A 14383-nucleotide genomic window follows, 5' to 3' on the forward strand; every position below is an offset into this window, starting at 1 on the left:
TCCGTTAACTAAGGAATTCTTATCAAAGGAGATATTCGCCCGGTGATCACTATTGGTCGGCCCTTGAACCTTAATATTGGCTTGCGCATGACCCGCAACCTTCATCTCTAACTTAGCAGCGCTGACATTAACGTTCGGCGTACTATTACGGCTGCTTGTCGACAGGAGAATGTTAGCGCCATGCTTACTATTCAATGAAACATCAGCATCGTTAGCGATCTGCAGTAATTGCGCCCGGTCAGTCTTGCCGTGCTGGGTCATTGCAATGTTGGCATTATTGTTACCATCGATAGTGAGCTGGGCGTTGCGTTCAACATTAACGTGCTGCTGCCCCTTGCTCGTGAGGCGAACACCGTAGTCGGTAACCCCTGAGCCATTAATCTGTACCTTAGCGTCTTTAGCGACCGTAAAGGAATGATTAATAACAACCAGGTTTGTCTGTCCCTTGTGGAACGATTTAACCGGTTGGTTAACAAAATGAGTATGATACTCGTGACCATTCAGCTGGTAGGACTTAACGGCCTTAATGCTGGTTTGACCGGCGGTTTCAAAAGATTTATTGCCACTAGCCTCAGCGTTTGACCAAACAGTGGTCCCGCCGACAGCTTCAACATCCTGATAAGTCAGCTTCAAATTACCATCATGCGCCATTTCAAAGGCACCATGCTTATTAGCCGTGAAAAGCCGTGCGTTCTTGAGGGTTAGCTGATGGTTAGCTGATCCCTTTGCCGCATTAATCGCTAGGCAATGATTACCAGCATTCAGCGAATGACCGTTGGCGTTAATCGTCAGGTTGCGTGGGGCGACGTTGATCGTCTGAGTAAGCGTGATGTTAGCATCCAAATTAATCACGCTAACGTTTTTATCCTGGAGAGCATGTTTTAATTGGGATTGGTTTGAGACATTAACACTCTGGTTGTTGACGCTTTGATTAACTTGTTGTTGATTGACTGATGATTGCGAAACCTTCTGGCTAGCAGCAGTCCGGGTCATCGTTGCTGAGCTGCTTGCGGAACCAATCACTTCAGAACCATTACTAGATGTCTGCTGGGCATGGACAGTTTGGGTATAGGCTGAAGCAGCCACTCCACCCCCAAACAGGGCAGTTAGCGCCGTCAACCCCTGGATAAACGGCGATATTCCCGTATCGTCATCATCCTCTTTTAAGGCATCACGATCCGTAAACTCTTGCTTTGCCGTCGCACGGTTACGAAATACAAAACGAAAAATCCGGGTTAAGGAAGTCATCCAACCACGGTGGGTCTTATAGAGCTTGATCCGGTCCTTATCGTGCTGCATTCTTCGGCTATGCTCATAGCGTCTCATAATAAAACATTGCCTCCCGATAATCCCACTATCATATTATAAGTAAATAGAATTACATTGATTAATAATAATAGCTATAACAATATACATTTTTATTATATTCCTTAAATCTTTATTAAACAATGGTACATAAGATTAATAGTGTGTTAATTAGTTAAGTAATTGAAGGTATTTATATTAAAATGATCGATAAATAAGTATTCCAGCGCTGTTGAACTTGTATTTGGTTTAACCAAACTTTTTCCTTATCATCTTCTAAGCAATAGATAGTTTGAACAAAAAAACCACCAGTACTTTGCCTAAGCAAGATACTGGTGGTCGGTATTAGTTGGACCCCAAATTATTATTTAGTTTCGACACCCTTACCGTTATATTCGTCAATCATGATCTGCTTGAGGTCCGCAATCAACGGTTCTTGGGGGTTAGCAGTCGTACACTGGTCTTCGTAAGCCAGCACTGCCAAGTGGTCAACCACCCGGTCGAAGTGCTTCTTGTCAACACCCCAGGCCTTCAAACTCAGGGTAACGTCAACCGAGTGTGCCAGGTCGCGAATCTTATCGCATAACTGCTGAATTAGTTCTTCGTTGGTCTTCCCTTTCAGGCCGATTGCCTTCGCAATAGTTGCGTAGTCATCGGCAGCCCGGAAGGTTTCATACTTCGGCCAAGTAGCAAACTTCTTCGGCTCAGTAGCGTTGAACTTGATAATGTGCGGCATCGTAATCGCAATCGCAATCCCGTGAGTCAGTCCAAACTCACCACCCAGTTTATGAGCAATCGAGTGGTTAATCCCGAGGAAGGCATTGGCAAAGGCCATCCCTGCTAAAGTCGACGCGTTGTGCATCTCGGCACGCGCGTGTTCATCCCCGTGATACGAAGCGGTCAGGTTGTCAAAGACCAGCTTAATTGCCTGTAATGACAGTGGCCGGGTATAGTCAGACGCCATGTTTGAAACGTAGGACTCAATCCCGTGGCAGAGAACATCCAGTCCAGATGCTGCGATGTTCCCCTTTGGCACCGTATCAACAAACTGTGGATCGACAATTGCCACGTCAGGCGTCAGTGCGTAGTCAGTCAGCGGGTACTTCACATGGGTCTTGGAGTCAGTGATGACAGCAAACGGCGTCACTTCAGAGCCAGTCCCAGAAGTTGTCGGGATAGCAACCATTTGCGCCTTCTTCGGTTTATCAAAGCGGTAAGCACGCTTCCGAATGTTCAAGAACTTTTGCTTGGCACCAAAGAATGACGCATCTTCACTTTCGTAGAACATCCACATGCCCTTGGCGGCATCCAACGGGGATCCTCCACCCAGGGCGATAATCGTGTCCGGTTGGAAGGACTTCATCAAATCGACACCTTTTTTAACCGTGTCGGATGACGGGTCAGCTTCAACATCGGAGAAGACCAGGTACTGAACCTGGTTTTGCCGCAACTTCAACTGGTCAGTAACGACATCGACGTAACCGTGGGCCTGGATAGACGGGCCGGTAACGATGAAGACCCGGTTGATGTTTGGCATGTCCTTCAAGTAACGGACAGAGTCACGTTCAAAGTAAACACGTGGTAGCTTGATCCATTGCATATTGTTCCGCCTCTTTGCAATCGTCTTAATATTCAACAGGTCATAATCAGTGACGTTGTGAGAAATAGAGTTGGCTCCCCAGGAACCAGTCCCCAGCGTTAGTGATGGTGTCATCCGGTTATAAAGGTTCCCAATCCCCGATAAACCAGCTGGGGCGTTCACAATGACCCGTGAAGCCCGCATTTCAACACCAAACTTCTCGGCGAGTTTCATGTCGGTCGTCTGAATGGCTACCGTGTGACCCAGCCCACCATATTCTAAGAGGGCGTCGCACTTGGCAAAAGCATCCGCTTGGCTTTCAGCATGGAAGATGGACAAAACTGGACTCAGCTTTTCGCCAGACAGCAATTCTTCTTTCCCAATTTTGGTGATTTCTGCGGCCAGAACCTGGGTATCCTTTGGCACCTTGATGTGCGCTAATTCGGCGATTTTTTCCGCCGACATCCCCGCAATTGGACCGTTGATACTCCCCGTCTCCGGGTTGAACATCGTTTCCCGCAGTTTTGGCAACTCGGCTTCCGGCACAAAGTAGACCCGGTTAGCGATCATCAGTTGTTTGAAGTCATCATAGATATCCTGGTCGACCACTGCTGAATTTTCTGTCGCGCAAATCATCCCGTTGTCAAAGGTCTTTGATAAGACGATGTCATTGACGGCCCGCTTTAAATTCGCGGTTTTTTCAACATAAACTGGGCCGTTGCCGGGACCAACACCCAGTGCGGGCTTCCCGGTCGAATAAGCGGCTTTCACCATGCCCGGGCCACCAGTAGCCAGTGTACAAGCAACGCCGGGATGGTTAATCAAGGCTGTACTAGTTTCCCGACTTGGCTTGTCAATCCACTGTATGGCACCCTCAGGCGCACCAACCGCAATGGCTGCTTCGGCAACTACGCGAGCAGCATGGCGAGAACATTCGAGGGCCTGCGGGTGAAAAGAGAAAATAATCGGGTTCCGCGTCTTCATCGCGATGATCGCCTTAAAGAGGACCGTTGACGTCGGATTAGTTACCGGCGTAATTCCCGCCAGGACCCCCAGCGGTTCGGCAACCTTGATCAGCTCGTCGGCCTTATCATCTTCGATCACCCCGACGGTCTTGTCCTTGCGGATATTGTGCCAGATTTCCTCAGTCGCAAACATATTCTTGATGGCCTTGTCTTCAACCACTCCCCGGCCGGTTTCCTTGACTGCTTCAATTGCCAGCTCCATGTGCTTATCCTGACCGGCTTCTACCATCTGGTGGGTAATCCGGTCCACCGTTTCCTGGTCAAAGTGATGCATCACTTTCAATGCATCTTGGGCTTTAACCACCAGGTCATCAACCATCTGCTCAGCTTCAGTCTTTTTATCTACCGTCACTTTTTTTGCCATTACGAAGGTCCTCCTTTGTCGGGTTACTAACTTTCGCTTACTAAGATAACCTGACTATGTGAAAATGTCAACAAGAGTGGAGGGCTTATTTGATAGTGTTTTACAGAGAAATTTTATTACTTTGTGAAGTACAGATCATAGTCAGACAACAAAAAGCCGCGGTGACAATCACCACGGCTTCAGTCTAGATAATTGGTCTAGTTTATTTATCATCAAAAACATCACGGAGCTTTTCGAAAAAGCCAGGTTTGACGCCTTCAGCTGCTTTTTCGCCACTCGCTGCCGCGTACGCCATCAGCGCTTCACGCTGCCGTTTATTGAGATGGGTTGGCGTCTTGACGTGGACACGCACGTGCTCGTCACCATTACCATTTCCATTAACGTGCGGCACCCCTTTGTTCCGCAAGCGGAAGTTGGTGCCCGACTGGGTTCCCGCCGGAATCTTTAGGTCAACGTCACCGTGGACGGTCTTGACCTTGACCTTATCGCCAAGGGCCGCCTGAGCAAAGGTGATATTTTGGTCGACGTAGATCTCTGAACCATCACGCTTGAAGACCTTGCTTGGTGAAACCTGGAAGACAATGTAAAGGTCACCGTATGGTCCGCCATTGAACCCGGCTTCACCTTGGCCAGCTAAACGCATTTGTTCACCGTCATCGACCCCTGCTGGAATCTTTACCTTGATTTCGTGACGTTGCTGAACGCGGCCGGTACCGTGACAGGTATTGCACTTATCCTTAATTTCTTTGCCAGTCCCACCACAAACAGGACAGGTTGATTGCTGCTGCATCCGGCCAAATGGCGTGTTACGCATCGTGACGATAAAGCCACTCCCACCACAGCGCGAACAAGTCGTTGGGCTAGTTCCTGGCCGGGCACCTGACCCATGACAAGTCTTACATTCTTCTTGACGGTTATAGCGGATTTTGGTCTGTTTCCCAAAAACAGCGTCCATAAAAGTCAAGCTCATCGTGTACTGCAGGTCATTCCCCTGCCGTGGTTGGTTCGGGTTAGCGCGACGCGTGCCACCGCCAGTAAACATGTTAAAGATATCATCAAAACCACCAAAGCCGCCAAATTGTGAACCAGCAGCTCCCGCACCGGCGCCGGCCTGACCATTGACTCCAGCCGCACCAAATTGGTCGTAGCGAGCCCGCTTTTCTTTGTTGCCTAACACTTCGTAGGCTTCGTTAATATCTTTAAACTTTTGTTCTGCCCCCGGTTCGTGGTTAACATCAGGGTGGTATTTTGCCGCCAATCGGCGAAAGGCCCGCTTAATCTCCTTTTCGGACGCGTCGCGGTCAACGCCTAAGGTTTGGTAATAATCTTTTTCAGCCATCTGAAACCCCCACATGTGACAAGATTAATTGTGTCTTTCTAGTTATAACATAACTTGATAAGAAAAGGAAAAACCAAAGCCACGACAAGGCCTTTGGTTCTTCCCTTCAAACTAACAACTACTTCTTATCGTCGTCCGGATCTACTTCTTCAAAGTCGCCATTAACGGTCTTCCCATCATCATCGTGGTGGGAGTTATTCCCGTTATTTGGTTGACCATTATTGTTGCCGGCATTGTTCTGAGCATTTTGCTGCTGAGCCTGCTGGTAAAGCTTGACGGTCAAGTCCTGAACAATCTTGTTCAGTTCGTCCTTCTTGGCCTTCATTTCGTCATAGTTTTCAGCATCACGAGCCTTCTTCAGGGCGTCACGAGCGTCCTGCGCCTTCTTCAGTTCGCTGTCGTCAACCTTGCCCTTCAATTCCTTGAGGGTCTTATCAGTCTGGAAGATCAGCTGGTCTGATTCGTTATTCAGGTCAACCCGTTCCTTCTTCTTCTTGTCGGCTTCGGCGTGCTCTTCGGCATCCTTCTTCATCCGTTCAATTTCTTCATCACTTAAACCGGAATTGGACTTGATGGTAATGTTTTGCTTCTTGTGGGTACCCTGGTCTTCCGCAGAGACGTTAACAATTCCGTTCTTGTCAATGTCGAAGGTAACCTTGATCTGCGGAACACCACGTGGTGCAGGCGGAATATCCGTCAGTTGGAAGTTCCCGAGGGTCTTGTTATCAGCTGCCATTGGGCGTTCACCTTGCAAAACGTGAATATCGACGGCTGATTGGTTATCAGCGGCAGTTGAGAAGACCTGACTCTTAGAAGTTGGGATAGTCGTGTTACGGTCAATCAGCTTGGTCATGACACCACCCATGGTTTCAATCCCCAGCGAAAGTGGCGTTACGTCAAGCAGAACAACATCCTTCACGTCACCGGTCAAAACACCACCTTGGATAGCGGCACCCAGGGCAACCGCTTCGTCCGGGTTGATGGAGTGGTCTGGTTCCTTACCAGTGAGTTCCTTAACCATTTCTTGGACAGCTGGAATCCGGGTAGAACCACCGTTCAAGATGACCTTATCAATATCGCCAAAGCTCAGGTCAGCATCACTCAAGGCGTTCATGACTGGTTGCTTCGTCTTCTCAACCAGGTCGTTAGTCAACTGGTTGAACTTGGCCCGGGTCAGCGTCGTGTTCAAGTGAACTGGACCCTGAGTAGCCGGGTCTTGGGCGATAAATGGCAGGCTAATGTCGGCTTGTTGGGAACTCGAAAGTTCCTTCTTCGCCTTTTCAGCAGCATCCTTCAACCGTTGCAGGGCCATCTTGTCCTTGCTCAGGTCAATATTGTGTTCCTGCTTAAAGTCATCCATCAGCCAGTTCATAATCTTCTGGTCGAAGTCGTCACCACCAAGGTGGGTATCACCGTTGGTTGACAGTACCTGGAAGACACCATCACCGAGTTCAAGGATGGAAACGTCAAACGTCCCCCCACCAAGGTCGTAGACGAGGATCTTTTCGTCGGTGTCATCCTTGTCGAGTCCGTAGGCCAAAGACGAAGCGGTTGGTTCGTTGATAATCCGCTTGACGTCAAGGCCGGCGATCTTCCCAGCGTCCTTGGTGGCTTGACGCTGAGCATCGTTAAAGTATGCTGGGACGGTAATAACGGCCTTGTCAACAGTGTCGCCAATGTAGTCTTCAGCGTACTTCTTCAGGTACTGAAGAATCATTGCTGAAATTTCTTGTGGCGTGTACTTCTTACCTTCGACTTCAACCGTGTAGCCGGCTTCGCCCATGTGGCTCTTGATGGAAGTAATGGTGTTTGGGTTGGTAATTGCCTGACGCTTAGCCACGTCACCAACTTGAGTTTCCCCATTCTTAAACGAAACCACTGACGGAGTGGTGCGTCCACCATCCGGGTTGGTAATGATTTTTGGCTCGTTACCTTCCATTACAGCAACAGCAGAGTTCGTGGTCCCTAAGTCAATCCCAATAATCTTATTGCTTGCCATATTAATCCCTCTTTTTTAATTAATTAACTGTCTTCATTATTGCGCGACAACAACCATTGCTGGTCGTAATACGCGGTCCTTCAGCTGATAACCAGCCTGGTAAACCTGAACAACGGTGTCCGGCTTTTGATCTCCAGTCGCCGCAGTCGTGGAGACTGCTTGGTGAACGGTCGGATCAAACGGCTTATTCAACGCTGCAATTTCGCTGACACCATGGCTCGCCAGAGCTTTTTCCAGATGGTCGTGAACCATTTGGATACCATCATGGAGCTGCTTGCCCTGGTCATCTTCCACCTTAATTGACAAAGCCCGTTTCAGGTTGTCAAGGACCGGTAAGATCTCCTTAATCAGGTCCTGTCCCTCATACTTGAGCAGGTCGCTTCGTTCTTTCTTAAAGTGGTTGGTCATGTTCTGAATTTCAGCTTCAGCGCGCAGGTACTGGTCGTCCTTCTTGGCCAACTGATCTTTCAATTCGGCCACCTGCTTAGTTAATAAGGCAACCTTGTCGTCAGCCGCCGGCTTTTTAGTCGAGTCGGCTGCTGCCTTGGTAGTTTGCTGCGCTGCAGCTTGCTTGGCCTTCTTCTCTTCAGCCATTCCGGTTCCTCCTTTTACTGGTTATAGAATCTGTGGTAATAATCCAACAGGCGTTGTGCTAGTTCACGACGAAAGGCATCGACAATCCCGATCGTCCGTGAATATGGCATCCGTGTCGGGCCCAGCACAGCAATAATGCCCTTACCATACTGGTCCACATTATAAGTAGCAGTAATCAAACTGTAGTTTTTCATCAAATCGCTGTCAGCAATTTCATTACCGATTTTTACGCTAATCCCGTTTTCTGGCGAATCGGCATCAATCAGGTTCGACAGGCGGTCATTAGTATCAAGCAGGCTGTACAGTGACTTCATCGCGTTCGGGTTCTGATTGACCGAATAGCCGAGCAAGTTCATCCGGCCGCCAACAAAAAAGTGTTCCTGCTTGGCGTTGGCTAAGATGCTGTCAAACAGGTCCAAAAAGCCGTCAGCACTTTCTAGATACTGAGTCACCTTCGCCGGGATATCAGTCTTCAATCGACCAACCACTTCCGGCAATGTCAGCCCCGTCAGCTGGTCGTTAATCAACCGGACAACCGTTTCCAGACTTTCTGGATCAATCGAGCGTGGAATGTCAAAGGTTTGACTTTCTACACTGCCAGAATCCGTTACCAAAATGGCCATCACCTTTTGGTTGCCCAACGGGACCAGTCGGAAACCGCTCAGGTGCACTTCCGCCTGCTCAGGCTTCAATGTAAAGGCGGTAAACGTCGTTAGTTGCGATAAAATCTCCGCCGAGTGAGAAATCAGCTCGTCAATTTTCCGAAAGCCCATCCCCAACGAATGCTGGATCACTAACAAATCGTTATCGGTGACCGCCGCCGGGTTAAGCAAGTGGTCAACGTAGAAACGGTATCCCTTTTCGGATGGCAGGCGGCCAGAAGAAGAGTGTTCCTTTTCGATCAGGCCGGCCTTTTCCAGCACTGCCATTTCATTGCGAACGGTCGCTGAACTCACGCGATGCGGCAGCTTGGTCGCCAGTGTCTTTGAACCGACTGGTTGACCAGTTGCCGTATATTGCCTTACAATTTGTTGCAAAATGTCTTTTTGGCGCTGGGTGAGCATCGATCACCACTTCCTTTTTAGCACTCACCCTTGTTAAGTGCTAAATACATTTTCTAATATAACAACCAACCCCCGAAAAGTCAAGAAACGTCAAACTATTTTTGAAAGGATTTACTATGGTCTCACCAAAACACCGTTACGTCCAGCCAACTGGACCGCTCGACGCGATGAAAATCGTCCAAAAGTTATTTAACCAATACCGTAATGCTCCGCTGACCGCTGAGCTAATGGCCTACCACCAAAACTTAATTGCTCGCCTCCAAGGAGACATCAAGCAGGCAGTCAACCAAGCTGACGATCCGTCTTTAGCCAAGGGCTTGGCATCCATGACCGCTCTCATGCAAAGCTGGGGCGCGATCCGCTTGTCAGGACGGCCTTTCCCTGGAAAAATGCACCATTTTAAGCTCGACGTCAAAACCGCTCCCCACTACAAGGTCAAAAACCACAAAATTGGCGGAACAGTTACTCATCGCTCGTCCAGACACTAAGCAGCTCGCCCAGACACTAAGCAGCAGGAGTCATCATTTCTGCTGACGTGGTCCCAGTTCCCAAAAGGCCAGTGCTGAAGCTGCCGCGACGTTTAAGGAATCGACCCCGTCAGCCATCGGGATCTTAATGGTGAAGTCACTCTGGTCAATCGTGGTTTCCCGCAGTCCCGGACCCTCTGCACCCAGGATAATGGCCAGCTTGCCAACTTTATCCAGGCGCGGATCATCAATTGCAATGGTGTTATGCCGTAGCGCCATGGCGGCCGTTTGATAGCCAAACCGGTGAAGCAGGTGGATTCCCTCGTCTTGCCACTGATGAGCATCCAGATACGTCCACGGCACCTGAAAGACAGTTCCCATTGAAACACGGGAAGAACGGCGATAAAGCGGGTCAGCAGAATCACTCGTCACGATGACGCCATTAATGCCTAATGCCGCAGCTGAGCGGAAAATGGCACCGACGTTGGCGGGGTTAACGACACTTTCCAGAACTGCAATCCGCGGGTGATCACCGGAAAGCGCCGCTAAAAAGTCAGCCAACCCTGGCCGCTGAACCCGGTACATGACAGCAAGTACCCCCTTCAGAAGGTTATAGCCAGCTAGCTGGCGAATCAGCTCGCTTCTCACGACGTAAACCGGCGTTTGTTCCCACCGCCGTTTATTGTTCGTTGCCATTTCATCGTCCAAGGCGCTCAAGTCACGCTCGAGCGCCTTTTCTTCTACCAAAAATGACGCCGGCTGGTAGCCTGCTCGCAAGGCCCGTTCGATCACCTTCGGACTTTCGGCAATAAAAAGCCCCGGCCGGTCGTGAAAAGCATGAACGAGCTGGCCCTCGCCCATCTTCACGTAAGGCTCTAAAGCCGGGGCCGATAAGTCTGTCAGGTAAATTAAGTTCCTCATGTCTACCTCCTCTTTGAAAGAAAATATCAGGTATCGGTAACTAACATAATCACAATCAGTAACTTTTTTAACAAACGGTATCATAACACGATCGTTAACTTCGCTGTATGATAGATCATTGCTATGATACCACTTCAAAATACCAGCCACTTTTCGCTAAAAAACAAAATGCTTGCTTACCTATGTCAAAAGTTCATCATGAGTCAAAAAGACTCCCAACGTTCGGGCAATGATGTGTAACCCTAGAGTTGGAAGTCTTTTCTCTTTTGTAAGCGACAGTTAACCCCATTAAATAATGCAGTAATAACGTCAAAAAATTTCCCAATGCGAATCGCTAATTGCCTTCTCTTTCAACTTATATTTGCTTATTTAGCGAAATCATCTCCAGCAAGCTTATGGCAGTCTCCGCACCTTCATTCCCCATCTTAAGGCCGGCTCGTTGCAACGCCTGTTCAATATTATCAGTTGTCAGCAAGCCAAAGGTGACCGGAACATCTCCTTGTAAATTTAGCTGCATTATTGCACTAGTGACATTTTGACAGATCAAGTCATAGTGAGCAGTATCACCCTTAATTACTGCTCCCAGAGTCATCATCCCATTAAATTGTCCGCTACTCAGTAATCGTTTAACAGTAAATGGAATTTCAAACGCACCTGGCACATGGTAGACATTAATCTGATTGTCTGTTAAGCCAAACTTCAAGAGCGTCTTGACCGCCCCCTCCTTTAGCTGTCGTGTCACCGTCTCGTTAAAGTCGGCGACAATAATTGCAATCCTCGCGTTTGCTATGTCTGCTAGTTGAAAAGAACCACTAATTTCTTTCATTATTATCCTCCAAGTGTAAGTAATGATGAAACTTTTGTTGTTTGGTTGCCAAGTATTTGCGGTTATACTGGTTCGGCCTAATTTCCAGCGGTATCCGGCGGTTAATCTTGATCCCGCCTAGCTCTAATTGATGAATCTTATCAGGATTATTCGTTAGTAAGTCAATTTGGTGAACCCCTAACTGTTTTAAGATTTGAGTAGCCACTTGGTAGTGACGTTCATCAGGTTGAAAGCCAAGATGAGTATTTGCTTCAACTGTATCCAAACCCTGCTCCTGCAACCGATAAGCTTTTAGCTTATTTCGCAAGCCGATTCCCCGTCCTTCTTGCCGTAAATAGAGAATCACCCCTCGACCATGCTGTTGAATCTGGCGCATTGCTGCGTGAAGCTGAGGACCACAATCACAACGGAGCGAACCAAGAACATCCCCGGTAAAGCACTCAGAATGTAAACGAACCATCACTGGTTGGTCACCACTTATATCCCCCTTAATCAAGGCTAAGTTCTCACCAGCAAAATACCGTAAGCGAAAATCACCATCCTCGGTAGGTAATTGAACCTCTTCTACCGGCTCACTAACTTCGTTCTTGCGATATTCTTGCAGCTCCTTAATGGTGATAATGGGAAGCCCATATTCCTCCGCCATCTCATGAAGAGCTTTTGAGCGGGCCATTTTCCCGTTAGCATTGAGAATTTCACAAATATATGCTACCGGTTCTTCTCCAGCGAGTTTAGCAAGGTCGACTGCCGCCTCGGTATGACCATTACGTGCTAACACACCCCCTGCTTTAGCGACTAAGGGAAAAATATGACCTGGCTGATAAAAATCCTTATTTTCAGCTGTTGGGTCAGCCAAGTGCGTAATTGTTCGCCACCGGTCAAAAGCAGAAATACCAGTAGTAGTGGAGTGATGGTCAAAGCTCATCGTAAAGGCCGTTCCAAAAGGGTCTGTATTATGATCAGTCATCTGTTTAAGCTGGAGCCTCCGGGCCACTTCAGGTGCCACAGGCACACACAGCAACCCCCGCGCATGCTTAGTACCTTTTGCGGAGTAGCGCGACTTGCCAGGCCGACCAGATCGCCCTCTGCTTCACGGTCCTGGTCATCCATGACAATGACTAACCCGCCTTTTTTCAAGTGCCTCAATGCCTGCTGAATTTTTAAAATAGCCATCACTTCTCACTCACTTTCAACTTTGCACTAACGTACTTACCCACAAGGTCAGTTTCAACGTTAACCTCATTACCAACACGGAGTGTATCAAGGTTGGTCACTGCTTGCGTGTGGGGGATCAACCCCACACTAAAACTCTCTGTGTCCACAGCCATCACAGTTAAGCTGACTCCATTAATGGCGACACTTCCCTGCGGCACAACCTGACCTGCCAACTGTTGTGGCAACTTAAAATGCAATTCAATTGCGTTTTCGTTTTGATGTCGGCTGATGACTTTGATCACACCATCAATATGTCCCGTCACGAAATGACCTTCCAATCGTGAACCAACTTGTAATGATCGCTCCAGATTAACAAGGTCACCCACTTTTCGCTGGCTAAACGTTGTTTTGTGGAATGTTTAGGGCATTAACGTAACTGTAAACTGGTAGTCATTGATGTTTTCGACAGTTAAACACGTCCCGTCAACCCCAACTGAATCGCCCACCTGCGCGCCATTTAAAAAGTGCGGATCATGGGGCCTGATCACTAGTCGCATGGTCTCCCGGTCGACCCTTTTTTCACTAATCGTTCCGGTAGTACTAACTAAACCACTAAACATTCTCTGTCACCTTTCCCTCAATTCGGATGTTGCTGTCGAGTAATTTCACATTAGTTGCCAACATTCTTGTTGTCGGAATTTGGACTCCTGCTACCCCCTGTTTACCAACGAACTGGGGGCTGACATAAGTAATGACTTCATCAACCAGGTCCTCATCCACCAATGATTGTTGAAGAGTTGGTCCTCCTTCGACATATAACGACTGGAGCCCCCGCCGACCACATTCTTTAATGACCTGTTTAATTGAACAATCAGCTAAGATAATTACCTCTGCATGCGTCTTGCTTAAAGCGTGACTTAGGCGACGATTGCTAGAAAAGACCCATGTCTTTGCTAGCGTGGTTTGTAACAATTTCAGGTGGCGGTGATTGGCTAGTCTCCCGCGCCGATCAATCACAATTCGCACTGGTGGAAAAGTCGTTTTCACATGGACCGTAAGAAGAGGATTATCGATAATCGCTGTTTGACTGCCGATCATAATGCCATGAAACCAGGCCCGCTCACGATGAACAAAGTGATATACCGCGTCGTTAGTAATCCTCGTTCGTTTGCCCTGGCGAAAAGCAACCTTACCATCTAGCGATATCGCTTGTTTTAACGTTATCCACGGACGATGGGTATGGAAATAATGATTATAATGAGCATTAATTGTGCTTGCTTCGTCGGCTAACACGCCAGTAGTCACTTCAATGTCATGATCACGGAGATATTGGATACCTTTTCCCCTTACTATTGAGTGCGGATCTGTTTCAGCAACAACCATCCGTTTAATGCCAGCCTCGACAATTAACTGCGTACAAGGCGGTTGCTTCCCGTAGTGATTGCACGGTTCGAGCGTTACATAAAGCGTGGCACCTGCTAACTGTTCTGGAACCGCCCTGCTAATTGCATCACGTTCAGCATGAAAACCACCGAACTGGTGAGTATGACCTACTGAAACCAGCTGCTGATCCTTGACAATTACAGCGCCAACACGGGGATTTTGCCACGTTTGGTAGTCTGCTTGATGTGCTTGTTGCAGTGCTAACCTCATCCACTTTTCGTCATTTTCCATTGATTTTCCTCATTTCTCCACTAAAAAAGGCCTTCAGGGATTTCCTCAAGGCCGGCTAAAATAGGAGTAAT

At 48.2% G+C, this 14383-nt stretch carries 10 protein-coding genes and 2 pseudogenes; 1 reads left to right on the forward strand and 11 read right to left on the reverse strand.

The window, feature by feature from the left end; translation table 11 throughout:
* The 6 genes from Q0E49_RS03040 to hrcA all read right to left on the reverse strand — a co-directional run.
* The coding region (locus tag Q0E49_RS03040; RefSeq protein WP_295746486.1) for a serine-rich glycoprotein adhesin at positions 1-1299 on the reverse strand (1299 nt) is incomplete at its 3' end.
* Positions 1300-1669: 370 nt separating this feature from the next.
* Positions 1670-4273, reverse strand: coding sequence for a bifunctional acetaldehyde-CoA/alcohol dehydrogenase (adhE, locus tag Q0E49_RS03045; RefSeq protein WP_295746487.1), 2604 nt, complete (start codon positions 4271-4273; stop codon positions 1670-1672).
* Between the two features lie 202 nt (positions 4274-4475).
* The gene (gene dnaJ / locus Q0E49_RS03050; protein WP_295746488.1) at positions 4476-5612 is read right to left on the reverse strand and encodes a molecular chaperone DnaJ; all 1137 of its coding nucleotides are present in this window, start codon (positions 5610-5612) and stop codon (positions 4476-4478) included.
* 118 nt (positions 5613-5730) lie between these two features.
* Positions 5731-7611, reverse strand: coding sequence for a molecular chaperone DnaK (dnaK, locus tag Q0E49_RS03055; protein WP_295746489.1), 1881 nt, complete (start codon positions 7609-7611; stop codon positions 5731-5733).
* A 36-nt stretch (positions 7612-7647) separates the two neighbouring features.
* Positions 7648-8205 carry a nucleotide exchange factor GrpE gene (gene grpE / locus Q0E49_RS03060; protein WP_295746490.1) on the reverse strand — a complete coding sequence of 186 codons (558 nt, stop codon included), beginning with the start codon at positions 8203-8205 and terminating at the stop codon, positions 7648-7650.
* Between the two features lie 14 nt (positions 8206-8219).
* Complete coding sequence (hrcA, locus tag Q0E49_RS03065; RefSeq protein ID WP_295746491.1) at positions 8220-9269, reverse strand: heat-inducible transcriptional repressor HrcA; 1050 nt, start codon at positions 9267-9269, stop codon at positions 8220-8222.
* A 116-nt stretch (positions 9270-9385) separates the two neighbouring features.
* Between hrcA and Q0E49_RS03070 the strand changes: the two genes are divergently transcribed.
* Positions 9386-9757, forward strand: a complete 372-nt coding sequence (locus Q0E49_RS03070; RefSeq protein ID WP_295746492.1) for a hypothetical protein — start codon at positions 9386-9388, stop codon at positions 9755-9757.
* Between the two features lie 33 nt (positions 9758-9790).
* On the opposite strand, the gene Q0E49_RS03075 is transcribed toward Q0E49_RS03070, so the two are convergent.
* From Q0E49_RS03075 to ribD, 5 genes and pseudogenes are all read right to left on the reverse strand, one after another.
* Complete coding sequence (locus tag Q0E49_RS03075; protein ID WP_295746493.1) at positions 9791-10657, reverse strand: RNA methyltransferase; 867 nt, start codon at positions 10655-10657, stop codon at positions 9791-9793.
* Positions 10658-11012: 355 nt separating this feature from the next.
* The gene (gene ribH / locus Q0E49_RS03080; protein ID WP_295746494.1) at positions 11013-11483 is read right to left on the reverse strand and encodes a 6,7-dimethyl-8-ribityllumazine synthase; all 471 of its coding nucleotides are present in this window, start codon (positions 11481-11483) and stop codon (positions 11013-11015) included.
* Positions 11470-12656: pseudogene (gene ribA / locus Q0E49_RS03085) on the reverse strand (GTP cyclohydrolase II). Before ribA ends, ribH begins: the two are co-directional and overlap by 14 nt.
* Positions 12656-13258, reverse strand: a pseudogene (locus Q0E49_RS03090) (riboflavin synthase). The pseudogenes ribA and Q0E49_RS03090 overlap by 1 nt, the downstream one beginning before the upstream one ends.
* Positions 13251-14312, reverse strand: coding sequence for a bifunctional diaminohydroxyphosphoribosylaminopyrimidine deaminase/5-amino-6-(5-phosphoribosylamino)uracil reductase RibD (gene ribD / locus Q0E49_RS03095; protein WP_295746495.1), 1062 nt, complete (start codon positions 14310-14312; stop codon positions 13251-13253). Before ribD ends, Q0E49_RS03090 begins: the two are co-directional and overlap by 8 nt.
* Positions 14313-14383 lie beyond the last annotated feature (71 nt).

The sequence above is a fragment of the uncultured Limosilactobacillus sp. genome, from assembly GCF_934202235.1.
GTDB lineage: Bacteria > Bacillota > Bacilli > Lactobacillales > Lactobacillaceae > Limosilactobacillus.